We start from the raw sequence: 23501 nt of genomic DNA, 5'->3' as shown, positions 1-23501 counted from the left end.
CCTGGAGCTTTTGAAGGTTAAACTACTAAACTTCAAAAGCATCCAATGCTTTTGAAGGATGGCGCGTTAAACTTCAAAAGACTAAAGTACATTTGAAGTTTAGGCCTTCGGAGGATTCCGTGCGACGGGAAGACATAGCGGTGCCGCTCCGCCAATACCTGGTGCCGGTGGAAGGCCGCCCGAATCTGGTGGCCATGACCGCTCCGCCCACGCCGCGCAGGCTGCCCCCAGGCCAGTCAGGCAACCGACAGTTGTTCGCCGACGCCAACGCAGGCCTGGCCCGGCTGGAACAAGCCATGCGGCAGTGGCCGACCCCTGATCTGGTCACCCGCACCCTGGCCCGACGCGAAGCCGTGCAGAGTTCCCAGATCGAAGGGACACAGACCGATCTGGACCAGTTGCTGGTGTACGAAGCCACCCTTGGACTCGACGGCCTGCCCGCCGACGTCGTTGTCACCGAGCGCTACGTGCAGGCGCTGCAGGACGGATTGGAAGCGGTCAGAGTGCGGGGTAGATCCGCCATCGACCTTGCACTCGTCAACCACCTGCACTCGGTTCTTATGCAGGACACGCCGGAGGACTTCCCGAAGGGCCGCTACAGGCAGGAACAGGCGGTCATCGGACCGTTGGGAGGACGCCCTGAAGACGCGCGCTTCGTTCCTTCGCCGCCGGATCGGATCGGCGAGGCGATGCAGGAACTGGAACGTCAGATGCTGCAGTACCAGGCGGCGGAAGACGAACAGTTCGAACTGAACATCCTTGCGCAGCTCGCCATCGCGCACGCCCAGTTCGAAACCATCCATCCGTACAAGGATGGCAATGGACGCACCGGTCGGCTGCTGATGCCGCTGATACTGGCGGCAGAAGGGTATCCACCGCTGTACCTGTCCGGCGCATTGCTCCGAAGCAAGGACACCTACTACGACGCGCTCAACCAAGTGCAGATCAAAGGCAACTGGGTACCGTGGATGGACATGGTCTCCCGGGCCGTGGTGGAGTCAGCGAACGATGCGATCGCCATCGCCGAGGACATGCAGCGCCTTGTGGCGGAGTGGACGGTGAGGGTCAGCCGCTATCGCGGCGACTCTGTCGCGCGTCGACTTCCGGCGCTGCTGGTGGGCCATCCGGTGGTCACGGCATCACAGGTTGCTTCGCTGCTGGAGGTGTCTGACCGGTCAGCGCTTACCGGGATCTATGCGCTCGAGGAAGCCGGAATCCTGTCGAAGGGCAATGAGAAGAAGTGGGGCAGGACTTACCGCGCCCACGCCGTCCTCAAGCGACTCAACCAGCTACCGGTGCGCGTGGCCCAGCGACCGCGGTGAACGCAGCCGGGCAGGGCCCGGCGCTACGATCACACGTCGCCGCCTTCCGCCCAGCCCTCGCCGGTGCCCTTCTGGAACACGCGGTCGCCTTCCTGCACATCACCGGCCGGCAGGTGCTCCTGCGTTTCCAGCGCGGCGTAGATCGGGGTGAAGTCCGGCGCGGTCGCTTCCATCAACTGCTCGTAGCTGTCGATGACGAAGTAGGTCTTCTGGAATGTGTCGATCCGGTAGCGGGTGCGCATGATGCGCTCCAGGTCGAACCCGATCCGGTTCGGCGCGGCCGATTCCAGCGAGTACAGCGATTCGCCCTTCGACGACACGATGCCGGCGCCGTAGATGCGCAGCCCTTCGGGCGTGTTGATCAGGCCGAACTCCACCGTGTACCAGTACAGGCGGGTGAGGTGCTGCAGTGCTTCGGGGCCGATCGCGTGCGCCTTGACGCCGCCGCGGCCGTAGGCGGCCATGTAATCGGCGAACACCGGGTTCATCAGCAACGGCACGTGCCCGAACAGGTCGTGGAACATGTCCGGTTCGGCGATGTAGTCGATCTGGTCCGGGCGGCGGATCCACCAGGTGACCGGGAAGCGGCGGTTGGCCAGGTGGTCGAAGAAATCCAGTTCCGGCAGCAGGCCTTCCACGCCAACCAGGGTCCAGCCGGTGGCTGCGCCCAGCACTTCGTTGAGCTGGTCGAAGCGCGGAATCATGTGCGCGTTCATGCCCATCTCGTCCTGCGCCTGCAGGAACTCCTTGCTGGCCCGGCCCACCAGCAGCTCACGCTGGCGCTGGTACAGGGTGCTCCAGGTGGCGTGGTCGTCGGCGGTGTAGCTTTCCCACGGCTGTTCCACCACGGCGGTGGTGTACACCGGCACGTAACCCTTGTCGGTCTGCTGGTGTTCGACGCGGCGGGGGGCGGTGGCGGTTTCCATCGAGGTGGGCTCCTGGGAAGTGACCCTTTGATGCTAGGGCAGTGCGCGCGCAAGAGGATTGCAAAGTTGCGCGGATCTGCCGACCTGGCGCAATATCGTTGCGTCCAATCAATGTTGCGGAGCAGCAATGTCCGGAGATGCCCAGTTCGACCGCACGGATCTGCGTCTCCTGGCGGAGATCCAGCAACATGGCCGCGCCACCAACGCCGAACTGGCGGCGCGGGTGAACCTTTCTCCGTCGGCGTGCCTGCGGCGGGTGCAGCGGCTGGAAAGCGAAGGAGTGATCGCCGGCTACGGCGCGCGACTGGAACCGCGCCGGATCGGGCTGGGGCTGCAGGCCTTCGTGCGCGTGCAGCTGGAAAAGCACGACCAGCACGCCATCGGCGTGTTCGCCGACAGCGTGGTGGACTGGGATGAAGTGGTGGCCTGCCATGCGCTGACCGGCGACATGGATTATTTGCTGCACATCTACGTGCGCGACCTGGAGCACTTTTCCAGCTTCCTGCTGGACAAGCTGCTCAATGCAGCGGGCGTGGCCGACGTGAACTCCAGTTTCGTGCTGCGCACGGTGAAGGACTTCAGGGCGTTGCCGTTGTCGCAGCTGGAATGACGCAACGCGTCATTCCAGCGGTAGAGCCGACTGTTAGTCGGCTGCCCTTTGCGCAGACTCCGCTACCCGTGCCGAGAGCAGCCGACTAACAGTCGGCTCTACCGCGGGCGGCGTCCAGCGATGACGCGGTTTACCCCTCGCACTTTTCCTTGCGGCCCATCAGCTTGCCCACGCGCGAGGGTTCGTCGCATTTCGGCTTGGGCGGGGGCGGCGCCGCTGCAGCGGCGCGGGCCTTCTGCAACTGCTGGATCTTGGCGCGGATCTGCGGCATTGCCGCCATCGCGGCCTTCTCGCCCTCCAGGATCGCGTAACCGCGCTGGCTGAAATCGGCCGCACCGATGTCCAGCACCTTCGGGCGGATGATGATGTCGGCGCGCGCCAGTTCCTGTTCGCCCAGGCGCTGGCCCATGATCGAGATGGACTGGTTGACGATGCCCAGCATGCCGGTCGGCGATTTGCCGCTGGCCTTGCTGGAGATATCCACCGCGATGACGAAGTCCGCGCCCAGTTGGCGCGCGGCATCCACCGGCACTGGGCTGACCACGCCGCCGTCGACGAACAGGTTGCTGCCGATCTTCACCGGCTCGAACACGCCCGGGATGCTGCTCGAGGCACGCACGGCCTGGCCGACGTTGCCACGCACGAACACCGCGCGATCGCCGGTATCCAGGTTGGTGGCCACGGCGGCGAACGGCTTCTTCAGCTTTTCGGCCGGCTTGTTGTTCACCTGCGCGTTGACGTAATCCTGCAGCTTCTGGCCCTGCACCAGGCCGCCGGAAAACAGGCGCACGTCGCGGATGCTGGTTTCATCCAGCGCCACCGCTTTGGTCTGCATCTGGAAGGCATCCATGCCGCTGGCATACAGCGCGCCGACCACGCTGCCGGCGCTGGTGCCGGACACAACGACCGGCTCGAAGCCATTGGCTTCCAGCATCTTGATCACGCCGATGTGCGCGAAGCCCTTGGCCGCACCGCCGCCGAGTGCGATGCCGATCTTCACCGGCTTGGCCGGTGCGGCAGGCACCGCCACCGGCGTAACCGGGGTGGGGCGGGCGTTTTCGCCGCCGCAGCCAGCCAGCAGGCCGAGCAGGGCAACGGACAGCGTGAGACGGGTGCGGCGGAAGGCGGTCATGGGCGTGGCGAAATGTGAATGGGCGATAGCATACCGGTAGTGCCGGCCCATGGCCGGCAGTGTGCATTGCGTGGTCATGCAGGGTTGCCCGTCGGTCGCCGCGACTGGCGGAGGTGCCAGACACACAGGTAGAGCGCCAGAAGAACGCCGGGCAGGACAAACAGCGCCGCAACGAAATGGGTTCCCAGCAGTATCGGTAGTGTCACCGCAGTGCCTCCCAACGGCCATGCCCAGTGCACCGGACGGTCCTGGATCCACGCGAGGCTCATCCAGGCCAGGGCGAGCCAGGACAACGTGCTGAGCAGGATGAGCAGCATCACCCCCAGTTCCGGCAGGTCCAAGGGAGCCAGCCATTCGCCCGAAAACAGACCCACCAGCGCGACCGACCCAAAGACCACCACGTGGTAAAGCAAGCCTGGGAGACAGAGAACCCAGGCCATCACCGTCATCCAGACCCGCCACCCGCTCACGGACATGGCGTCGTCGTCCATGGGCCTCCCTCTGGTGTCCTCTGACAGCATTGCATCATCCGCGTGGCGTCAGCAGTCTTTGGCTGAAGACGTTCATCCTGCCATATCGGGCAAGATCCATGAAGCGATGCCCGGGGCCATGCCTTCACATCTGGGGGCGCGGATCTTGGTAATGAAAGATCCGTATTTGCGACGCTGTTGTTGTACTGCAACAATTGTCTGGTAGCGCCGGTCCACCACCCTTCCCAACACAGCCTAATCGCCATGTTCCCGAACCGCACTGCCCACGGCCGTACTCCGTCCGTGCATCCCCTCGTTGTCGCGCTTGCCGCCCTGCTGCCATTGACGGCCGCAGCCCAGGACGCCCCCGCCACCAAGGATCCGGTAGCACTCGACACCCTGCAGGTCACGGCCCAGCGCCGCGTCGAAAACGCCAAGGACGTGCCGGTCTCGATCTCGGCCATCCAAGGCGAAAAGCTCGACGTGCTCGGTTCGGCCGGCGACGACATCCGCTTCCTGTCGGCCCGCGTGCCGAGCCTGAACATTGAATCGTCCTATGGTCGTGCCTTCCCGCGCTTCTACATCCGCGGTCTGGGCAACACCGATTTCGATCTCAATGCCTCGCAGCCGGTGTCGCTGGTGTATGACGATGTGGTGCAGGAAAGCCCGCTGCTGAAGGGCTTCCCGCTGTTCGACCTGGCCGGCGTGGAAGTACTGCGCGGCCCGCAGGGCACGCTGTTCGGGCGCAACACGCCGGCCGGCGTCGTGAAGTTCGATTCGGCCCGCCCGTCGCAGGACGCCGATGGTTACGTCAAAGTTTCCTACGGCACCTATGACACCTGGAACACACAGGCCGCCTACGGTGGCCCGCTGACCGACCGCTGGTCCGCGCGCGTGTCGGCGCTGTACCAGCGCCGCGACAACTACGTGGACAACACCCGCCCGAACGCACCGGCCGAAGGCTTTGAAGGCTACGACGAAGCCGCCGGCCGCGTGCAGTTCCTGTACGAAGGCGACGAGTTCGAAGCGCTGTTCAACCTGCACAAGCGCAAGCTCAACGGCACCGCGCGCCTGTTCCGCGCCAACATCATCCAGCCGGGCAGCAATGCGCTGGTGGAAAACTTCGACCGCGACAAGGTCTCCAACGACGGCGAGAACTTCTCCGAACTGGAAACCTGGGGCGGCAGCGCGCGCCTGCAGTGGAACCTGGGCAGCGTGACGCTGCACTCGATCACCGGGTATGAAACCGCCGAATCGCTCAACCATGGCGACATCGACGGCGGCTACGGCGCCAGCTTCCTCGGCGCGGGCAACTACGGCCCGGGCTTCATTCCGTTCCCGTCCGAATCGGCCGACGGCCTGCCGCACCACCGCCAGTGGACCCAGGAATTCCGCGTGGAATCCAACGAGTGGGGCCGCTTCGACTGGCAGGCGGGCGTGTTCTACTTCGATGAAGACGTCACCATCGACAGCTTCAACTACGATTCGCTGACCCCGGGCAACCCGCAGACCGGCCATGCCGTGCAGAGCCAGCGCAACAAAGCGTGGGCAGCGTTCGCGTCCGGCGATTTCGACGTGACCGACAAGTTCAAGCTGCGCGGCGGCGTGCGCTACACGCAGGACAAGAAGGACTTCACCGCCAGCGTGCTGCAGGCGGTGCCGGGTGGCACGCCGGTGAGCGGTCCGTACATCGCCAACACCGATGTCGACGATGTCAGCTGGGACCTGAGCGGTGTCTATCAGATCACCGACAACCTCAACACCTATGCCCGCGTGGCCAAGGGCTTCCGCGCCCCGTCCATCCAGGGCCGTCTGGCCTTCGGCGGCGTGTCGCAGGCCGATTCGGAGAAGGTGATTTCGTATGAGATCGGCGTCAAGGCCGACCTGTTCGACCGCCGCGCGCGCCTGGGCTTCAACATCTTCCGCTACAACGTCGATGGCCAGCAGCTGATCGCGGTGGGCGGCAGCAACAACACCGCCACCCTGCTCAATGCCGACAAGACCATCGGCCAGGGCGCGGAGCTGGACTTCGAAGCCTACCTGACCGACCACGTGCTGCTGACCCTGGGCAGCAGCTACAACGACACCGAGATCAAGGACCGCGACCTGGCGGTAGCAATCTGCGGCGGCGGCTGCACCATCACCGACCCGACCACCGTGATCAATGGTGGCACCTACGCGCTGGTCAACGGCAACCCGTTGCCGCAGGCGCCGAAGTGGATCCACAACCTGACGCTGCGCGCCGGCTTCCCGATCAACGATGCCAGCGAGCTCTACGTCTACACCGACTGGGCCTACCGCAGCCCGGTGAACTTCTTCCTGTACGAGTCGCCGGAATTCCGCAGCCGCTCGTCGCTGGAAGGCGGCCTGCGCCTGGGTTACAACTGGGATTACGGCCAGTACGACGTGGCCGTGTTTGGTCGCAACCTGACCAACCAGACCCGCGTGGTGGGTGCGATCGACTTCAACAACCTGACCGGCTTCCTCAACGAGCCGCGTACGTTTGGTGTTGAGTTCACGGCGAAGTTCTGATCGCGGTGCGCAGCATGTAGACGAAAACGGCGCGGAGCAGTCCGCGCCGTTTTTTTTGTCGATCACAAACCGGTAACGCCGACGTTAACGCCGACGGTGGCGCCGACGGTAGTGCCGACTGTTAGTCGGCAGCTCTCCCTTCCGAGGTCATGAACGCCGGACGGGTGGCTTCGGTCGGGCGTAAACGTCGGTGCCGCTTCCACAATGGCAGTCATTCGACTTCGGATGCTTGCGCCGCGCTGCGCGCGGTCGCCGACTAACAGTCGGCGCTACGAATTGCTGGCGAACGTCCGTGGATCAGGATACGTCGCGAATTGCTGGCGAACGTCCGCGGATCAGGATACGTCGCGAATTGCTGGCGAACGTCCGCGGATCAGGATACGTCGCGAATTGCTGGCGAACGTCCGTTGATCAGGATACGTCGCGAATTGCTGGCGAACGCGATCAGATCCGGATGCGTCACCATCGGGCGACCCAACGTCACAGCGCGCTGGCGGGTCGGACCTTCAGTACCATTTCCTCGGCCGCGCAATCGCGGCTCACGGTTGCGCCTGCCTTTCGGGCTGCTGCGATTTCCTTTCGGGCGGCCAGCAGGTCGCGGTTGAAGTCGGCGTTGCCGTGCAGCCTTGCCACCGCCGCCGCGCCCATGAACCGTCCTTCCAGGATGTCGCTCTGCCAGTGCACGTTGCACACCAGGCGGCTTTCGCCGTAGTTGCGGCCGCGGGCCTGGATGGCGTCGGCGCGCTCGGGGACGATTTCCGACAGGATCAGCGCCCACGCCCAGCCGATCGAGGTGTGGCCGGACGGGTAGGAGCCATTCTTGCGCAGGCCTTCTTCATCCTCCGGCGTGCAGGTGGGTTCGCCATTGACCATGAACGGGCGCGCGCGCTGGTAGTGGTGCTTGGCGGCGCGGGTGGCGGCGCTGGCATCGATGCGGCTGCGCTCGAGCAGGCGGTACAGCGCGGGGGTCTTCTGTGCATCCACGTCCAGCCCGATTGCGCAGGCGAACTGGTTCGCCCCTTCCGGGAAGCCCAGTTCGGCATCGCGGTGGGCCTGGGCGAAACGCGGGCTGTCGCGCAGGGCGCGCGCTTCGCGGCTCACCTGCTCGTCCAGCGCGAACCCGGCCGAACCGGCCGCCGGCGGGGCCGGCACCAGCGCCAGGCTGTCCGGTACCGCGTCGGCCGCCAGGTACCCCACCGCCTTGGTCACCACCGAGGCCTCCACCGGCGTGGTCGGCGCGGCCACCGTGGTACAGCCGGCCAGGGCCGCAATCAGGGCGGTGGCCAGCAGGGGGCGCAGGAACGGGGCGGAAGCGGCAGCGTGCATCGGCAGGTCTCAAAAGCGTGAAGCCCGCATGATCGCAGCTTCCCAGGCCCCTGCCAGCGGCCACTGGTCATGCCGCCAGACCCGGCATGGCGCAGTGAAGGGCCGCGTTGGGAGTCGTTTCAAATGATAGGAATCCTCTACTGGTTCACGGAAACCGATTCGCAGGCGGAATAGCTTTCGGCAATCAGGGGGATCACCGGGAAAGGGAGTCACAGGATGCAAAGCATTGCAGTGGGGAAGGGCGCAGGTCTGGCACTGGGAATGATGCTGGCCTGCGCCAGCGTGCACGCCGCCGACGTGGTGGGCGTGGCGTTCGTGCACGGCACCGGCAAGCAGACCGATGCGCGCGCCGATTACTGGCAGCCGGGCATCATCGACACGGTACGCCAGGGCCTGCCCAACAGCGCCAATTACACCGTGGTCAACTGCGATTTCGAGCAGTACATGTGGAAACCTGAAGCGGCCGGTTGCCTGGCCGGGCAGCTCACCACCTTCATCAACAGCCGTGGCATCACCAGGCTGGTGGTGATCACCCATTCCAACGGCGGCAACGTGGTGCGCTGGATCCTGTCCAACCCCACCTACGACAGCCGCTACCCGAAGCTTATCCAGACCATCAGCAAGGTCACCGCGCTGGCGCCCTCGTCGGCCGGCACGCCGCTGGCCGACGCGGTGCTCAACGGCAACGCCTTCGAAGCGTCGGTCGGCTGGCTGCTGGGTTACCAGAACGATGCGGTGCGCATGCAGCAGGTGGGCTGGATGGCCACCTACAACGCGCAGAACCTGTACGGCACTTCCGGTCGTCCGGCGCTGCCCAAGCCGTTCCGCGCGGTAGTGGGTTCGGATGTGGAATCGGCGGTGTGGGACAGCAACAGCTACTGCGGTGGCTATGCGCAGAACGTGGGGCTGGAGCTAACCCAGAACTGGCTCGACAGCTGTTCCGATGGCTTCCTGGAATGCAGCAGCCAGAAGGCGGCCGGCAGCGTGCTGTTCACCGACAAGGCGCGCACCAACGGCGCCGAGCCGCTCAGCCACAACCAGAGCCGGCGCGAATGCTTCGGCCTGGGCGCGATCCTGCGCAACGACCTGACTCTCTGAGGAGCACGCCATGACGTCACGATTGATGCTTGCCATGGCCGTCGCCTCGGCGCTGTTCGCGCTGCCGCTGCACGCCGCCCAACCGCTGCAGGCCGCGCGCGGCACCGACCAGGTGGCCCCACGCGTGGAACGCGCGCCGATGCCCGATGCCACGGTGGAACGCGCGCCGATGCCCGATGCCACGGTGGAACGCGTCCCCGTGCGCTTTGCCTGGGCGCTGGACCCGACCCGGGCGCTGAGCGCGCCGGCCCCGTTCGTTGCACTGAGCCGCAGCTACTGGGACACCGTGGATGCGGCCACGCTGCAGCGCGGCTTGGAGCTGCCGCTCACCGCGCCGGATGCGGTGATCCAGGTCAGCCCGGTGCAGGGCGCCCGCGCGCTGGAGGTGGAGCAGCTGCAGGTGCGAGACCCCTCCGGTGCGTTGGCGCTGGACAAGGTGGTCGATGCCCAGCAGCTGCGCGCCGCAGGCATGGGCGTGGGCGAGGGCAGCGCGATGGCGCGCACCGGCGCCAGCACGGCGGTGGGCACCTATCGCCTGCAGGCCGCGCAGGCCCAGGGCCGCTACGTGGTGCAGGTGCTGGAGCCCAACAGCCCGATCGCGCTGACCCTGCAGGCCGACCGCCAGCAGGTGCTGGCCGGTGGCAGCGTGCTGTTGAACGCACGCCTGCAGCACGACGGTGGCAACGCGGCGCGGGCGGCGGGACGCTCGGCAGCGCGCACGCTGCCGGCGGGCGGCGAAGCACTGCTGGTGGCACCGGACGGGCGCAGCTGGCCGGTGCCGCTGGTGGCCGGCAAGGACGGCCTGCGCGCGCAGGTGACCATTCCCGAGGATGTGGGGCAGGCACAGGGGCTGTGGGAACTGCAGGCCTTCGTGACCGCGCAGGGCGTGCAGCGCGACGCCAAGGTGGCGTTCGCCGTCGCCCGGCCGACGGCGCGCTTCAGCGGCCAGGTCGAGGTGGATGCCGCCCGGCGCCAGGTGCGGCTGCCGCTGCAGATCGGCGCGCCGGGCCGTTACGAGGCGCGCGGCACACTGCACGCCACCGGGCCCGACGGCAGGCTGCACCCGGTGGCGCAGGCGCATAGCGCGGCGTGGTTCGATGCGGCCGGTGCCGGCGAACTGCTGCTGGCGTTCGACACGGTGGCATTACCGGGTGGCTACGGCGCCCCGTTCGAACTGCGTGACCTGCAGTTGCAGGACCAGGGCCGGATGGCCCCGATCGAAAGCCGCGCAGTAGCAGTGCGGTTCTGATGGAGGCCGGGGGCGGCAACGCCGCCCCCGGCTGTCACCCCGCGAAGGCGGTCAACCGGCCCTCGTGCTCGACGACCTGGATCGGCCCGCCGAATACCTCCGACAGCGGCCCATCCCGCAGCAATTCCGCCCGTGTGCCATCGGCCGCGATCCGGCCACCGCGCAGCAGCACCACGCGTTCGATTTCCGGAATCACTTCTTCGATGTGGTGGGTCACCAGCACCAGGGTGATGCCCTGCGCGGCCAGTGTGCGCATGGTGGCGATCAGGTGCTGGCGCGCCACCAGGTCCAGCCCGGTGGACGGCTCGTCCAGCAGCAGCGCCTGCGGCCGGTTCACCAGCGCACGGGCGATCAGCACGCGCCGGGTTTCACCGGCGGACAATTCGGCATAGCCCCGGTGCAGCAATGGCAACGCCCCGGTCAGTGCCAGCGTCTCGCGCACCCGCGCGCGCATGTCGTCGGTGACCTCGCGGAACGCGGGCACCACGAAGCTGGCGAAGAACCCCGACAGCACCGCTTCTTCCACGGTCAGCCCGGGCATGTCGGCCAGGTTGCTGCTCAGGTCACCGGTGACGATGCCCAGCTGCGAGCGCAGCCGGTCCACCTGCCAGCGGTTCTGCCCGAGCACGCGCACGGCGACGGTGCCGTCCGCGTGCGCCAGCGGGTACAGCTCACGGGTGATGAGCTTGATGAAGGAGGATTTGCCGCAGCCATTGGGGCCGAGCAGCGCGGTGTGCTGGCCCTGGGCGATGCGCAGGCTCAGGTCATGCAGCACGCGGACCTGCCCCCGGATCACACAGGCGCGGTCGAGTTCGATCAGGGGGGCGGCGGCGGCGATGGCCGGCGGTGGGGTGGCAACGGTCATGAATGCGGGGGCAATGCTCACGAAGGGGGAAAACAACTGAATGACTGCGCAAAAATCGCATCAGACGGATGAAGTTTGCAACGTCTGGCCCCATGATGGACCCACCTGTCACCGTTTCCCTGCTGGCCATCACGGCCCGGAGTCCTGCGATGCTCGATACCCTCATCAACTTCCTGACCGGCGGTGTCGTCGGCCTCGGCTGGTGGGGCATGGGCCTGGTGCTGCTGGTGTTCACCCAGCTCACCATCTTTGCCGTCACGCTCTACCTGCATCGCAGCCAGGCGCACCGCGGCGTCGATTTCCACCCGGTCATCGCGCACTTCTTCCGCTTCTGGACCTGGCTCACCACCTCCATGATTACCAAGGAGTGGGTGGCCATCCACCGCAAGCACCACGCCAAGGTGGAAACCGACGAAGACCCGCACAGCCCGGTGACCAAGGGCATCGGCACGGTGTTCTGGCGCGGCGTGGAGCTGTACCGCGAAGCCCGTGGCATGCGCGCGGACATCGAACAGTACGGCCGCGGCGCCCCGGAAGACTGGATCGAGCGCCACCTGTATACCCCGCACGCCAACCTGGGCCCGGTGGCCCTGTTGGCGGTGAATTTGGTGCTGTTCGGCCTGCCCGGCGTGGCCCTGTGGGCGATCCAGATGGCGTGGATTCCGTTCTGGGCCGCCGGCGTGGTCAACGGCCTGGGCCACTGGTGGGGCTACCGCAACTTCGAGTCGGCCGATACCTCCACCAACCTCACCCCGTGGGCCTTCTGGATCGGCGGCGAAGAGCTGCACAACAACCACCATGCCTTCCCCAGCTCGGCCCGCTTCTCGATGCGCCGCTGGGAGTTCGATATCGGCTGGGCGGCGATCCGTGGCCTGCAGGCCGTGGGCCTGGCCAAGGTGCTGCGCGTGGCGCCCAGCATGGACGTGCGCCCGAACATCGCCGTGCCCGATGCCGAAACCCTGAAGGCCCTGCTCTCGCACCGCTTCCAGGCCATGACCGATTACCAGCGCAATGTGTTCGTGCCGGCCCTGCGCGAAGAAGCCGCGTTTGCCGGTGCCAAGCTGCGCAAGCTGCTGCCGCGCCGCATGCGCCGGGGCCTGGTCAACGACGGCCGCTGGCTCAAGCCCGATTGCCGCGCCGAACTCAGCAGCTGGGTCGAACAGCGCCCGCGCATCCGCGTGCTGGTCGAACACCGCGCGCGCCTGGCCGCCCTGCTGGAAGCCCGTGGCAACGATGCCGCCGAACGCCTGAAGCTGCTCCAGGCCTGGTGCCATGAAGCCGAGGCCAGTGGCATCGCCGCGCTGCAGAACTACGCCGCGCGCCTGAAAGGCTACGCGCTGACGGCGCACTGACCGGTGTGGCCTGCCCCTGGCACCACCGGAAAGCGCCGCCTTGTGCGGCGTTTTTCCTGCGCGTCCCTGTTGCTGCTCGCCGCCGCCGCGCAGGCCCAGGTCACCGACACCGGCAGTTACCTGCAACGCATGGATGCCGATGGCGACGGCAAGGTCAGCGTCGAGGAGTATGTGCAATGGATGATGTACGCCTTCGACCGCATGGACCGCAACGCCGACGGCGTGCTCAGCGCCGATGAACTGCCCGGCGGCAAAGGCAGGCCGATCACCCGCGAGCAGCAACGGCAGACGATCATCGAACGCTTCCACAAGCAGGACGCCAACGGTGACGGCTTCCTGAGCGCGAAAGAACTCGCCGCCCCACCCCGATGACACCGCGCACCCGCCTGCCATTCCCCCATGCCTGAACTTCCCGAAGTAGAAACCACCCGCCGCGGCCTGGCCCCGCACCTGGAAGGCCGCCGCGTGCACGGCGTGATCCTGCGCCGGCCGGACCTGCGTTGGCCGATTCCCGACGAAATCAGCGCGCTGCTGCCCGGCCAGGCGATTGAAAGCGTGCGCCGCCGCGCCAAGTACCTGCTGCTCGACACCGCCATCGGCAGCGCAGTGCTGCACCTGGGCATGTCCGGCAGCCTGCGTGTACTCCCGGGGGATACCCCGGTCCGCGCGCACGATCACGTCGATATCAGCCTGGACAACGGCCGCCTGCTGCGTTTCAACGACCCGCGCCGGTTCGGCAGCCTGCTGTGGCAGCCGGCCGGGGACACCCATCCGCTGCTGGCCGGGCTGGGCCCGGAGCCGCTGGACGACGCCTTCGACGGTGATTACCTGTTCCAGCGCAGCCGCGGCCGCAGCGCCTCGGTGAAGACCTTCCTGATGGACCAGGCCATCGTGGTCGGGGTGGGCAACATCTACGCCGCTGAAAGCCTGTTCATGGCCGGGATCAATCCGCTGCGTGAAGCCGGGAAGATCTCGCGTGAGCGCTACCAGCGCCTGGCCACGGCGGTGAAGCAGATCCTGGCCTATGCCATCACCCGTGGCGGCACCACCCTGCGCGATTTCATCAACCCCGACGGTGCCCCGGGCTATTTCGAGCAGGAACTGCTGGTCTACGGCCGTGAAGGCGAACCCTGCCGGCAGTGCGGGCGCGCCCTGCGCCACGCCACCATCGGCCAGCGCGCCAGCGTCTGGTGCGGCCACTGCCAGCGCTGAACTCTCCTACGCATCTGCAGGAAGCGGCGCTATAGTCGGCCAAACGTCACCGGCGGGGGTGTGCGATGGACGAAAGCCCGGATATCACCGTATGGCTCGATTCGGCCCGGTCGGGCGACCGCGCCTCGCTGGACCGGGTGCTGACCCTGCTCTACCAGGAACTGCACAGCATGGCCCGGCGCCAGCTGGCCGGGCAGCAGGGCCGCACCCTGGATGCCACCTCGCTGGTCCACGAGTCCTACCTCAAGCTGCTGGGGGCACGCGGCGCGGCGCGCTTTGAAGACCGCGCGCACTTCTTTGCCTACGCGGCCTCGGCCATGCGCAGCGTGGTGGTTGATTACGCGCGCAACCGGCTGGCGCGCAAGCGCGGCGGCGATCTCAAGCGCGTGGCGGAAATACCCGAAAACAGCAGCAGCGGCGTGCGCTTGGATGAGGACCTGCTGGCGCTGGACGTGGCGCTGGCGCGGTTGCAGGCGGTGGACGGGCACCTGGCCAAGGTGGTGGAACTGCGCTACTTCGCGGGGTTGTCGGAACAGGAAATCGCCGATCTGTGCCAGCGCTCGGAGCGCAGCATCCGGCGCGATTGGCAGAAGGCACGGATGTTCCTGCTGGCGTCGGTCCGCGAGGACTGAGCACGGCGGCAGTCGGGTTCCCGCGCGAGGGCGCGGGCGGAGGTGCACGGTGGCAACACAGCGCCCGGGGAAGGGACGATGGACGCAGTGCGCTGGCGGCAGTTGTCGACGCTGCTGGATCAGTTGCTGGAACTACCCCACGACCAGCGCGCCGCACGCCTGGCGCAGCTGCGCGTGGCCGATGCGACGCTGGCCGAAGACCTGGAACGGCTGCTGGACCATGAGCAGGAAAGCCGCGAGTTCCTGGCCCAGCCGCTGTGGACGGCTGCGCCCGAAGACAGCCGCGCCGGCACCCACATCGGTCCGTACCGGTTGCTGCGCCAGCTGGGCGAAGGCGGCATGGGCGAAGTCTGGCTGGCCGAACGGGCCGACGGGCTGTACCAGCGCCAGGTAGCGCTGAAGCTGCTGCGCAGCGGCTACGCCGACCCCGGCCTGCGCCAGCGCTTCAGTCGCGAACGCGAAATCCTGGCGCGGCTGCAGCACCCGCACCTGGCGCAGCTGCTGGATGCCGGCGTAGACCTGCAGGGCCAGCCGTACCTGGCGCTGGCCTATGTGGAAGGCGAGCCGATCACCGATTACTGCCAGCGCCTGCAGCTACCGCTGGAACGCCGCCTGCAGCTGATGCTGCAGGTGTGCGCGGTGGTCAGCCACGCCCATGCCAACCTGATCGTGCACCGTGACCTCAAGCCATCCAACATCCTGGTCACCGCCAACGGTGAGGTGAAGCTGCTGGATTTCGGCATCGCCAAACTGCTGGACGATGAGCAGGCGCGCACCAACGCCGCGCACCCGCCCACCGAAGCGCGCGCCTTCACCCTGCATTACGCCGCACCGGAACAGGTACGCGGCGAACCGGTGACCACGCTGACCGATGTGTATTCGCTGGGCGTGGTCCTGTTCGAGGTGATCACCGGGCGCAAACCTTACCGCCTGCGCCGGCACAGCGATGCCGAATGGGAGCGCTCGATCCTGGAAGTGGATGCGCCGCGCGCCTCCACCGTGCTGCTGCGTGGCGACATTACCGATGCTGCCGCTACCCCAGCGGCGCGGCGGCTGGCCCGGCGCCTGCGCGGTGACCTCGACACGATCCTGCTCAAGGCGCTGCAGAAGGACCCTGCGCAGCGCTATGCCTCGGTGGAAGCGCTGGCGCAGGACCTGCAGCGCTTCCTGGAAGGCCGCCCGATCCACGCGCGCCCGCAGCGTTCGCTGTACCGGCTGCGCAAGTACCTGGGGCGGCACCGCTGGGGCGTGGCGCTGGCTGCGATGGCGATCCTGGCACTGGCGGTGCTGGCGGCACTGGCGCTGTGGCAGATGCAGCAGGCGCGACGTGAGATCGCGCGTGCGCAGGCCATGCAGGATTTCACCATCGGCCTGTTCGACCGCGCCGCCAGCGTGCGCCACGGCAGCTTCGATGTGCGCCAACTGCTGGCCACCGGGCAGCAGCGTGGCGAGGCGGAGCTGGCCGACCAGCCATTGCCGCTGGCCGACCTGGAAGGGGTGATCGGCCGGCTGCGGATCGGCATGGGCGATTACGCGCTGGCGCTGGAAACGCTGGACCGGCAGCGCGCGCTGCTGGACCAGGTCAAGCAGGTGCCGCCCGGGCTGCAGCTGGAAGCGGTCACCCAGCGCGGCCGCGCGCTGCGCATGCTGGGCCGCTCGCGCGAGTGCGTGGCGCACATGACGCCGATGCAGGCGCTGGCGGCCGAGCAGCGTCAGGCGCTGCCGTCGGTGGTGGCCGAGTTCCACGCCCAGCTGGGCCGCTGCCAGCAGCTGCTGGGCTACCGCGATGAAGCCCGCGAAGGGTTCGAGCGTGCGCTGGCACTGCGCCGCGACATCACCCACGACGCCACCGCAATGGCCGAGAGCCTGTCCGACCTGGCCGCACTGGAGAGTGACGACGGCAACGCACAGGCCGCGCTGGCCGGCTACCGCCAGGCCCTGCAGCTGCTGCAGGCGCGCACCACCGACCGCCATCCGCAGCTGGTCACCCTGCGCCGCCACCTCGGCGAAATGATGGCCGCGCAGGGCGACCTGGACGGTGCCGACCGCAGCCTGCGCGCGGCGTGGACCGACGCGGTCAGCCTGTACGGCAATGACCATCCCGAAACGCTGGCCATCCGCCGCCTGCGCGCGACCCTGGCCCTGCAGCGCGGCGATCTGGCCGAAGCCGAAGCCGCCCTGCAGCAGGTGCACCGGCTGACCCGCCAGGCGCTGGGCGAGCAGCACCGCGACACCGGCCAGACCTGGCATGCGCTCGGCCGCTCGGCGCTGGAGCGCGGCGACAACACGGCGGCGGTGGAGGCGTTCGGCCGCGCAGTGGCGATCTGGCGCCAGCCCGACTGCATCGGGCTGCTGCCGCAGGGCTTGTACGACTATGGCAACGCGCTGGCCGAGCTCGGCCGCTGGCAGGATGCGCTGGCCGCCCTCCACGAGGGCCGCCAGTGGCAGGCCGCGCAGCGCGGCGACGACGATCCGGAAGTGCAGCGGGGCGACCGCCGCATGGCCGAGATCATCGGCGAGCATGTCGACCCCTGGCAGGCCGGCGAGCGCCTGGCAAAACTGATGCGGCAATCCGCGCGGGGTGGCCCGGAGGCCCGCCTCCAGCTGCAGGCGGTACAGCTGGCGTGGGGACGCAACCTGCTTCGCATGGACCAGCCGGTGGAGGCCCAGCGCGCGCTGCAGCCGCTGACCGAGGGCGAGGCGATGGATACGCGCAGCGTCAACCTGCGCTGGCTGGCACGGACCGCGCTGGGCCAGCTGGACTGCGCGCGGGCGCCGGCACGGGGGCGCGAGGCACTGGTGCGGCTGCAGGCCGAAGTACGCGCGCAGCGGCCACAGGGCGGCCGCATTCCCCGGCAGATCGAGCAGGCGTTGCAGGCCTGTGGCAGCAAGCGCCTGCAGGCGCGCACCGGCCAGCCTGAACGCAGGCCCGGGGCCACGGCGGCGAATTAACGTTCACGTGCCTATGATGGCCGACCCTTTCCTGCCCATCGCTGCCTGCATGCAACGACGCGACTTCATCCGCAACGCCTCCCTGGCCCTGGCCGCCATTGGTTTTCCCGCGCTGCCGGCCTGCGCCGCGCAGGGCAGCCAGGTAGGCCTGCGCCGGCTGGGCCAGCCGCAGCCGTTCGATTTCGCCACCCTCAAGGGCCAGGCACGCGCGCTGTCCGAGGCGGCTTACAAGAGTCATCGCCGGACCCTGCCCGGGCCGCTGGAGGCGCTGGACTGGGACCAGTACCAGTCGATCCGCTACCGCCAGGACCACGCATTGTGGGCTGACCAGCCCGGCCGCTTCCAGGCCAAGTTCTTCCACCTGGGCCTGTATTTCCATTCGCCGGTGCGCATGTTCGACATCGTCGACGGCAAGGCGCAGGAACTGGCCTATGACCCGGCCGCGTTCGATTACGGCAAGAGCGGCCTGAAGAATGGCCACCTGCCGGCCGACTTGGGCTTTGCCGGGTTCCGGCTCAATACCCGCGCCGACACCGACCGCGATTTCGCCGCCTTCCTGGGCGCCAGCTACTTCCGCGCGGTAGGCAAGGAAGGCCAGTACGGCCAGTCCGCCCGTGGCCTGGCAATCGACACCGGCATGGACCGCCCGGAGGAATTCCCCGATTTCATTGCCTACTTCCTGGAACAGCCGGCCGCCGACTCCAACACGCTGGTGGTGTACGCGCTGCTGGATTCGCCCAGCGTGGCCGGTGCCTACCGCTTCGCCATCACCAACGGCGATGTGCTGCTGATGGACGTGGACGTGGCGCTGTACCCGCGCAAGGCCATCGAACGGCTTGGCATCGCGCCGTGCACCAGCATGTACCAGGTGGGCGAGAACGACCGCCGGATGGCCTGGGACTGGCGCCCGGAGATCCACGACACCGACGGCCTGTCGATGTGGAACGGCGCTGGCGAGTGGATCTGGCGCCCGCTGTCCAACCCGCGCCAGCTGCGCTTCAACATGTTCGTGGACAACAACCCGAAGGGCTTTGGCCTGCTGCAGCGCGACCGCAGCTTCGACCACTACCAGGATGATGGCGTGTTCTACGAGAAGCGCCCTTGCCTGTGGGTGGAACCGAAGGGTCAGTGGGGCAGGGGCTCGGTCCAGCTGGTGGAAATTCCCACCGTAGACGAGACCTTCGACAACATCGTGGCGTTCTGGAACCCCGAAGCCAAGCCGCAGCCGGGCCAGGAAATGCTGCTGGGCTACCGCCTGTACTGGGGCGCCGAGCCGCCCGCGCGGCCGCCGCTGGCGCAGGCCGTGGCCACCCGCACCGGCCTGGGCGGGGTGATCGGCAAGAAGCGCGAGTATTTCTCGTGGCGTTTCGCCGTGGACTTCCAGGGCGGCGAACTGGCCGCGCTGATCGACAAGGGCGAAGTGGAAGCGGTGGTGCAGGCCAGCCGCGGCCGCACCGAGATCGTCTCGGCGCGCCCGCTGCGCGAGATCAAGGGCTACCGCGCCATGTTCGACCTGGTGCCGCCCGATGACAGCACCGACCAAATCGACATCCGCCTGTACCTGCGCAGCGGCGGCAAGACCCTGACGGAAACCTGGCTGTACCAGTACAGCCCGCCGCCGGCGGGCGCGCCGGAGCGTACGTTGTATTGAGAAGGTGTACCGACCAACGGTCGGTACCTACCGGCAGGTCTACAGGGGTAGACGTGCCTGGGCTGGGTCGATCCGGCCTTCGCCGCGCGTGATCTTCTTGAACTCCGCGCGGCTGACCGAGACGTAGCGTTCGTTGCCACCGATCTCCACCTGCGGACCGTCCTGCACCGCGTGGCCGTGTTCGTCCACGCGCACGGTCATGGTGGCCTTCTTGCCGCTGTGGCAGATGGTCTTGATCTCCTGCATCTCGTCGGCCCAGGCCAGCAGGTACTGGCTGCCTTCGAACAGCTCCCCGCGGAAATCGGTGCGCAGCCCGTAGCACAGCACCGGAATGCGCAGCTGGTCGACCACTTCGCTGAGCTGCCAGACCTGGCTGCGGCTGAGGAACTGTGCCTCGTCCACCAGCACGCAGCCCAACGGCCCGTCGCTGGCGATGTCGGCGCGGATCAGCTGCTCCAGGTCGGTATCGCGGTCGAAGGCAATGCCATCGGCCTTCAGGCCGATCCGCGAGGCCACCACGCCGCGCCCGGCACGGTCGTCCAGGCGCGGGGTGAGGATGGCCACGCGCATCCCGCGCTCACGGTAATTGTGCGCCGACTGCAGCAGCGTGGTGGTCTTGCCGGCGTTCATCGCCGAATAGTAGAAATAGAGCTTGGCCATCGGTCCATTCTAATGCGCGTCCACGCCGGGATGCGGGACTGTGAACCGGTTCACCGACCGCCAGCGGATGCGCCTGCGGCGGTGCCCGGTCAAGCAGGCCAGCGCGGCCCGCCGCCCGTTACAATGCGGCACCCACGGAGAAGGCATGCACGGTCTCAATCCCCCCCAACGCGCGGCAGTGCTGCACTGCGAAGGTCCCCTGCTGGTACTGGCCGGCGCGGGCAGCGGCAAGACGCGCGTGATCGTGGAAAAGATCGCCCAGCTGATCAGCACCCGCCGTTACCCGGCCAAGCGCATCGCGGCGATCACCTTCACCAACAAGTCCGCCAAGGAAATGCGCGAGCGCGTGGCCAAGCGCCTGCAGGGCGGCGACGCCGAAGATGTCACCATCTGCACCTTCCATGCGCTGGGCCTCAAGTTCCTGCAGATCGAACATGCCGCGGTCGGCCTCAAGCGCGGCTTCTCGATCTTCGACGCCGACGATTCCACCTCGCAGGTGAAAGACCTGATGTACGGCGCCAAGCCGGACGACATCGAGGACGTGAAGAACCTCATCTCGCGTGCGAAGAACGCCGGCCTGTCGCCCGAACAGGCGATGGCCGAAGCGCGCAGCAACCGCGAGAAGGAAGCGGCCAGCGTCTACGAGCGCTACCAGCTGCGCCTGACCGCGTTCAACGCGGTCGATTTCGACGACCTGATCCGGCTGCCGGTGCAGGTGCTTGAGGAGAACCCGGAGATCGCGCTGGCCTGGCGCGAACGCATCGGCTACCTGCTGGTCGACGAATGCCAGGACACCAACGATGCGCAGTACCGGCTGCTCAAGCAGCTGGCCGGCACTGCCGGCAACTTCACCTGCGTGGGCGACGATGACCAGTCCATCTACGCCTGGCGCGGGGCCAACCCGGAAAACCTGCAGCAGATGGCGCGCGATTACCCGGCGCTGGAAATCATCAAGCTTGAGCAGAATTACCGTTGCTCCAATCGCGTGCTGCGCGCGGCCAACGCGCTGATCGCCAACAACCCGCATGAACACCTGAAGAAGCTGTGGAGCGACCAGGCCGACGGCGAACGCATCCGCGTGTGGGAGTGTCGCAACAGCGAACACGAGGCGGAGAAGGTCGCCGCCGAGATCTCCTACCTGGCCACCTCCAAGCAGATTCCATGGAGCGACTTCTGCATCCTGTTCCGCGGCAACTTCCAGTCGCGGCCGCTGGAAAAGGCGCTGCAGCTGGTGCGTGCGCCGTACCACATCACCGGCGGCACCGCGTTCCTGGAACGCCAGGAAGTGAAGGACACGCTGTCGTGGCTGCGCCTGCTGGTGAATCCCGATGACGATACGGCGTTCATGCGCGCGGTGCAGTCGCCCAAGCGTGAGGTGGGCGCCGGCACGCTGGCCAAGCTCGCCGAGCTGGCCTCGGACAAGGAACTGCCAATGGCGCATGCGGCCGAGGCGATCGGCGCGCTGGCGCAGCTGCCGCCGCGCGCCGCCAACAGCCTGAGCCGCTTCACCGACATCCTGCGCGACCTGCGCGCGGAAATGCCCAAGCTGAGCTCGGGCGACCTCGTGCGGAAGCTGGTGAAGGATTCGGGGCTGGTGTCCGAACTGCGCAGCACCTGCAAGGAAGAGTCGGTGTACCAGCGCCGGCTGGCCAACCTGGAAGAGCTGGCGCAGTGGTTCGAAGGCGGTCCGCGTGGCGCTTCTACCGCCGACCTGGCCGCGCAGCTGGCGTTGTTGTCGCGCAACGACAAGGACGACGGTGGCAACCAGGTGCGGATGATGACCCTGCACGCGTCCAAGGGCCTGGAGTTCCCGTATGTGTTCATCGTCGGCTGCGAGGACGGCGTGCTGCCGCACCAGGTCAGCCTGGACGAGGGCAACCTGCAGGAAGAACGCCGCCTGCTGTACGTGGGCATCACCCGCGCCAAGGTGCAGCTGTGGATGAGCCACAGCAAGCTGACCCGCAAGTTCGGTGAGCATGTGCGGCTCAAGCCGAGCCGTTTCTTCGACGAGATCCCGGCCGAGGAAATGCAGCGCGACGGTGCCGACCCGGTGGCAGACGCGGCGCGCAAGAAGGAGCGCGCCAGCGCCGGCCTGGCAGCAATCGAGGCCTTGTTCGACTGACGTTGTAGAGCCGACTGTCAGTCGGCTGCCGTTCGCGCGGCGCTTGCAGAAGGCAGCCGACAGAAGGCAGCCGACTAACAGTCGGCTCTACCCACGTGTTCCGGCAACCTGCACAATCGGCCAATTCCTGACTGCGAGCGACGCGATGTCCGCCGTGATCCAGACCGAACGCCTGCACCTGCGCCTGATCGATCCCGACCATGATGCGGCGGACATGCTGGCGCTGCTCAACGAGCCGGGGTTCATCCGGCATATCGCCGACCGTGGCGTGCGCACCCTGGCGCAGGCGCGCGATTACACCGCCGAACGCGTGCTCGGCAGTTACACGCTCAACGGGTTCGGCATGTACGCCATCATCCGCCGCAGCGACGGCGCGTGGCTGGGCAACGCTGGGCTGGTGCGCCGCGATGGGCTGCCCGCGCCGGACGTGGGCTATGCGCTGCTGTCGCAGTACGAAGGCCATGGCTACGCGTTCGAGGCCGCGCGCGGGGTGATGCACTACGCGCGTGACGTACTGGGCTACCCGGACCTGTACGGCATCGTCGCCCCGGAGAACCTGCGCTCGGCTGCACTACTGCGCAAGCTGGGCATGGAAGACCGTGGCGATGTGCGCCTGCCGGCGCCGCGCGATGAAGAAGTGCTGCTCCTGTTCGCCACGCCCGGCGCGCCGGCGGTCTAGCCGCCCAGCTGGGCGCGCAACTCGGCCAACTGTTCCTGCAACGCGGCCACCGTGGTTTCCAGCTCCTGCACGCGCGCTTCCAGCGCGGCATTGCCGCCGCCACTGGACGGTGCGGATCTGTACTGCTCGGCCAACGCCTGCACATCCACCGGGCCGGCCAGCAGGTGCATGTAACGGTCTTCGCGCTGGCCGCCAGAGCGCGGCAGCAGCACGGCCAGGCCGCGCTGGATCATGCGCTCCACGTGGTGGCGCAGCTCGTCGGCGTCCTGGAACTGGAACAGGCGCTCGCTGCGGGTGAGCAGCTCGTTCACCGTCTGCGGGCCGCGCAGCAGCAGCAGGCCCAGGATGGCCAGCTGCTGCCGGGTCAGGTCCAGCGCGCTGCCGGCGCGGTGCTCGTAGCGCTCGGCGCGCGAGGAAAACTGCTGCCGGGCCAGGCCCAGGGTTTCCAGCTGGCGCAGGGCGTGGTGCACATCGCCGGCCGACAGCTGCAGCACCGGCTCGCGGGCGGTCTTCTGGTTGGCCGCCACCTGGGTGGCGTTGACCGTGAGCGGGTAGGCGTCCGGGGTGGTCGCTTCCTTCTCGATCAGGCAGCCCAGGGCACGGGCCTGGGCCGCGTTGAGCACGGGCAGGGCAGGGGTCTGGGTGTCGTCGGTCATCTCGCGCTCCGGGTGTTGCTGGGCCGTGCAGCATAGCCGAGCCCTGCGGCCGGCA

General features: G+C 67.5%; 20 protein-coding genes. 13 read left to right on the top strand and 7 right to left on the bottom strand.

Annotated elements, in window-relative coordinates; translation table 11 throughout:
* Nucleotides 1–119: 119 nt before the first annotated feature.
* Nucleotides 120–1322, top strand: a complete 1203-nt coding sequence (locus ACQG3P_RS06530) for a Fic family protein (RefSeq protein WP_426804563.1) — start codon at nucleotides 120–122, stop codon at nucleotides 1320–1322.
* 29 nt (nucleotides 1323–1351) lie between these two features.
* Here ACQG3P_RS06530 and phhA read toward each other — a convergent pair whose 3' ends face one another.
* Nucleotides 1352–2248, bottom strand: coding sequence for a phenylalanine 4-monooxygenase (gene phhA / locus ACQG3P_RS06525; RefSeq protein ID WP_184126323.1), 897 nt, complete (start codon nucleotides 2246–2248; stop codon nucleotides 1352–1354).
* Nucleotides 2249–2375: 127 nt separating this feature from the next.
* Between phhA and ACQG3P_RS06520 the strand changes: the two genes are divergently transcribed.
* Complete coding sequence (locus ACQG3P_RS06520) at nucleotides 2376–2858, top strand: Lrp/AsnC family transcriptional regulator (protein WP_068848115.1); 483 nt, start codon at nucleotides 2376–2378, stop codon at nucleotides 2856–2858.
* Between the two features lie 130 nt (nucleotides 2859–2988).
* Here the strand turns inward: ACQG3P_RS06520 and ACQG3P_RS06515 are convergent, their stop codons facing one another.
* Nucleotides 2989–3990, bottom strand: coding sequence for a patatin-like phospholipase family protein (locus ACQG3P_RS06515; RefSeq protein ID WP_426804562.1), 1002 nt, complete (start codon nucleotides 3988–3990; stop codon nucleotides 2989–2991).
* A gap of 74 nt (nucleotides 3991–4064) precedes the next feature.
* The gene (locus ACQG3P_RS06510; RefSeq protein WP_426804561.1) at nucleotides 4065–4481 is read right to left on the bottom strand and encodes a hypothetical protein; all 417 of its coding nucleotides are present in this window, start codon (nucleotides 4479–4481) and stop codon (nucleotides 4065–4067) included.
* Nucleotides 4482–4724: 243 nt separating this feature from the next.
* On the opposite strand from ACQG3P_RS06510, the gene ACQG3P_RS06505 reads away from it, so the two are divergent.
* Nucleotides 4725–6992: a TonB-dependent receptor gene (locus ACQG3P_RS06505; protein ID WP_426804560.1), complete on the top strand. Its 2268-nt coding sequence runs from the start codon at nucleotides 4725–4727 to the stop codon at nucleotides 6990–6992.
* 480 nt (nucleotides 6993–7472) lie between these two features.
* Here the strand turns inward: ACQG3P_RS06505 and ACQG3P_RS06500 are convergent, their stop codons facing one another.
* A complete protein-coding gene (locus tag ACQG3P_RS06500) occupies nucleotides 7473–8318 on the bottom strand; it encodes an acid phosphatase (RefSeq protein WP_426804559.1) in 846 nt (281 codons plus the stop codon).
* 216 nt (nucleotides 8319–8534) lie between these two features.
* Between ACQG3P_RS06500 and ACQG3P_RS06495 the strand changes: the two genes are divergently transcribed.
* A complete protein-coding gene (locus ACQG3P_RS06495) occupies nucleotides 8535–9416 on the top strand; it encodes a hypothetical protein (RefSeq protein ID WP_426804558.1) in 882 nt (293 codons plus the stop codon).
* Nucleotides 9417–9426: 10 nt separating this feature from the next.
* Nucleotides 9427–10665 (top strand): DUF4785 domain-containing protein, encoded by a 1239-nt coding sequence (locus ACQG3P_RS06490; protein ID WP_426804557.1) that lies wholly within the window; start codon nucleotides 9427–9429, stop codon nucleotides 10663–10665.
* Between the two features lie 34 nt (nucleotides 10666–10699).
* Here ACQG3P_RS06490 and ACQG3P_RS06485 read toward each other — a convergent pair whose 3' ends face one another.
* Nucleotides 10700–11530 (bottom strand): ABC transporter ATP-binding protein, encoded by an 831-nt coding sequence (locus ACQG3P_RS06485; RefSeq protein ID WP_217537837.1) that lies wholly within the window; start codon nucleotides 11528–11530, stop codon nucleotides 10700–10702.
* 149 nt (nucleotides 11531–11679) lie between these two features.
* On the opposite strand from ACQG3P_RS06485, the gene ACQG3P_RS06480 reads away from it, so the two are divergent.
* The 6 genes from ACQG3P_RS06480 (at nucleotide 11680) to ACQG3P_RS06455 (ending at nucleotide 19329) form a co-directional block, all read left to right on the top strand.
* Nucleotides 11680–12882: a DesA family fatty acid desaturase gene (locus ACQG3P_RS06480; RefSeq protein WP_320458278.1), complete on the top strand. Its 1203-nt coding sequence runs from the start codon at nucleotides 11680–11682 to the stop codon at nucleotides 12880–12882.
* A gap of 42 nt (nucleotides 12883–12924) precedes the next feature.
* Nucleotides 12925–13254, top strand: coding sequence for an EF-hand domain-containing protein (locus ACQG3P_RS06475; RefSeq protein ID WP_068848130.1), 330 nt, complete (start codon nucleotides 12925–12927; stop codon nucleotides 13252–13254).
* 27 nt (nucleotides 13255–13281) lie between these two features.
* Nucleotides 13282–14094 (top strand): bifunctional DNA-formamidopyrimidine glycosylase/DNA-(apurinic or apyrimidinic site) lyase, encoded by an 813-nt coding sequence (mutM, locus tag ACQG3P_RS06470; protein ID WP_426804556.1) that lies wholly within the window; start codon nucleotides 13282–13284, stop codon nucleotides 14092–14094.
* Between the two features lie 65 nt (nucleotides 14095–14159).
* Complete coding sequence (locus ACQG3P_RS06465) at nucleotides 14160–14726, top strand: ECF-type sigma factor (RefSeq protein ID WP_068848134.1); 567 nt, start codon at nucleotides 14160–14162, stop codon at nucleotides 14724–14726.
* 78 nt (nucleotides 14727–14804) lie between these two features.
* Nucleotides 14805–17678: a protein kinase domain-containing protein gene (locus ACQG3P_RS06460; protein WP_426804555.1), complete on the top strand. Its 2874-nt coding sequence runs from the start codon at nucleotides 14805–14807 to the stop codon at nucleotides 17676–17678.
* A gap of 49 nt (nucleotides 17679–17727) precedes the next feature.
* The gene (locus ACQG3P_RS06455) at nucleotides 17728–19329 is read left to right on the top strand and encodes a glucan biosynthesis protein (RefSeq protein ID WP_068854480.1); all 1602 of its coding nucleotides are present in this window, start codon (nucleotides 17728–17730) and stop codon (nucleotides 19327–19329) included.
* A 39-nt stretch (nucleotides 19330–19368) separates the two neighbouring features.
* Here the strand turns inward: ACQG3P_RS06455 and ACQG3P_RS06450 are convergent, their stop codons facing one another.
* Nucleotides 19369–19989, bottom strand: coding sequence for a thymidine kinase (locus ACQG3P_RS06450; RefSeq protein ID WP_068848139.1), 621 nt, complete (start codon nucleotides 19987–19989; stop codon nucleotides 19369–19371).
* A 145-nt stretch (nucleotides 19990–20134) separates the two neighbouring features.
* Between ACQG3P_RS06450 and ACQG3P_RS06445 the strand changes: the two genes are divergently transcribed.
* Both ACQG3P_RS06445 and ACQG3P_RS06440 read left to right on the top strand, forming a co-directional pair.
* Nucleotides 20135–22111: a UvrD-helicase domain-containing protein gene (locus tag ACQG3P_RS06445; RefSeq protein WP_068848141.1), complete on the top strand. Its 1977-nt coding sequence runs from the start codon at nucleotides 20135–20137 to the stop codon at nucleotides 22109–22111.
* A gap of 145 nt (nucleotides 22112–22256) precedes the next feature.
* On the top strand, nucleotides 22257–22790 hold the full coding sequence (locus tag ACQG3P_RS06440; protein WP_249833415.1) for a GNAT family N-acetyltransferase: 534 nt from the start codon (nucleotides 22257–22259) through the stop codon (nucleotides 22788–22790).
* Here the strand turns inward: ACQG3P_RS06440 and ACQG3P_RS06435 are convergent.
* Nucleotides 22787–23446, bottom strand: a complete 660-nt coding sequence (locus tag ACQG3P_RS06435) for a YceH family protein (protein WP_426804554.1) — start codon at nucleotides 23444–23446, stop codon at nucleotides 22787–22789. The genes ACQG3P_RS06440 and ACQG3P_RS06435 overlap by 4 nt on opposite strands.
* Nucleotides 23447–23501 lie beyond the last annotated feature (55 nt).

The organism is Stenotrophomonas sp. SrG, from assembly GCF_050031795.1.
GTDB lineage: Bacteria > Pseudomonadota > Gammaproteobacteria > Xanthomonadales > Xanthomonadaceae > Stenotrophomonas > Stenotrophomonas rhizophila_A.
Note: the sequence above shows the minus strand (reverse complement) of the source record. Positions and strands in the feature narration are given on the sequence as shown.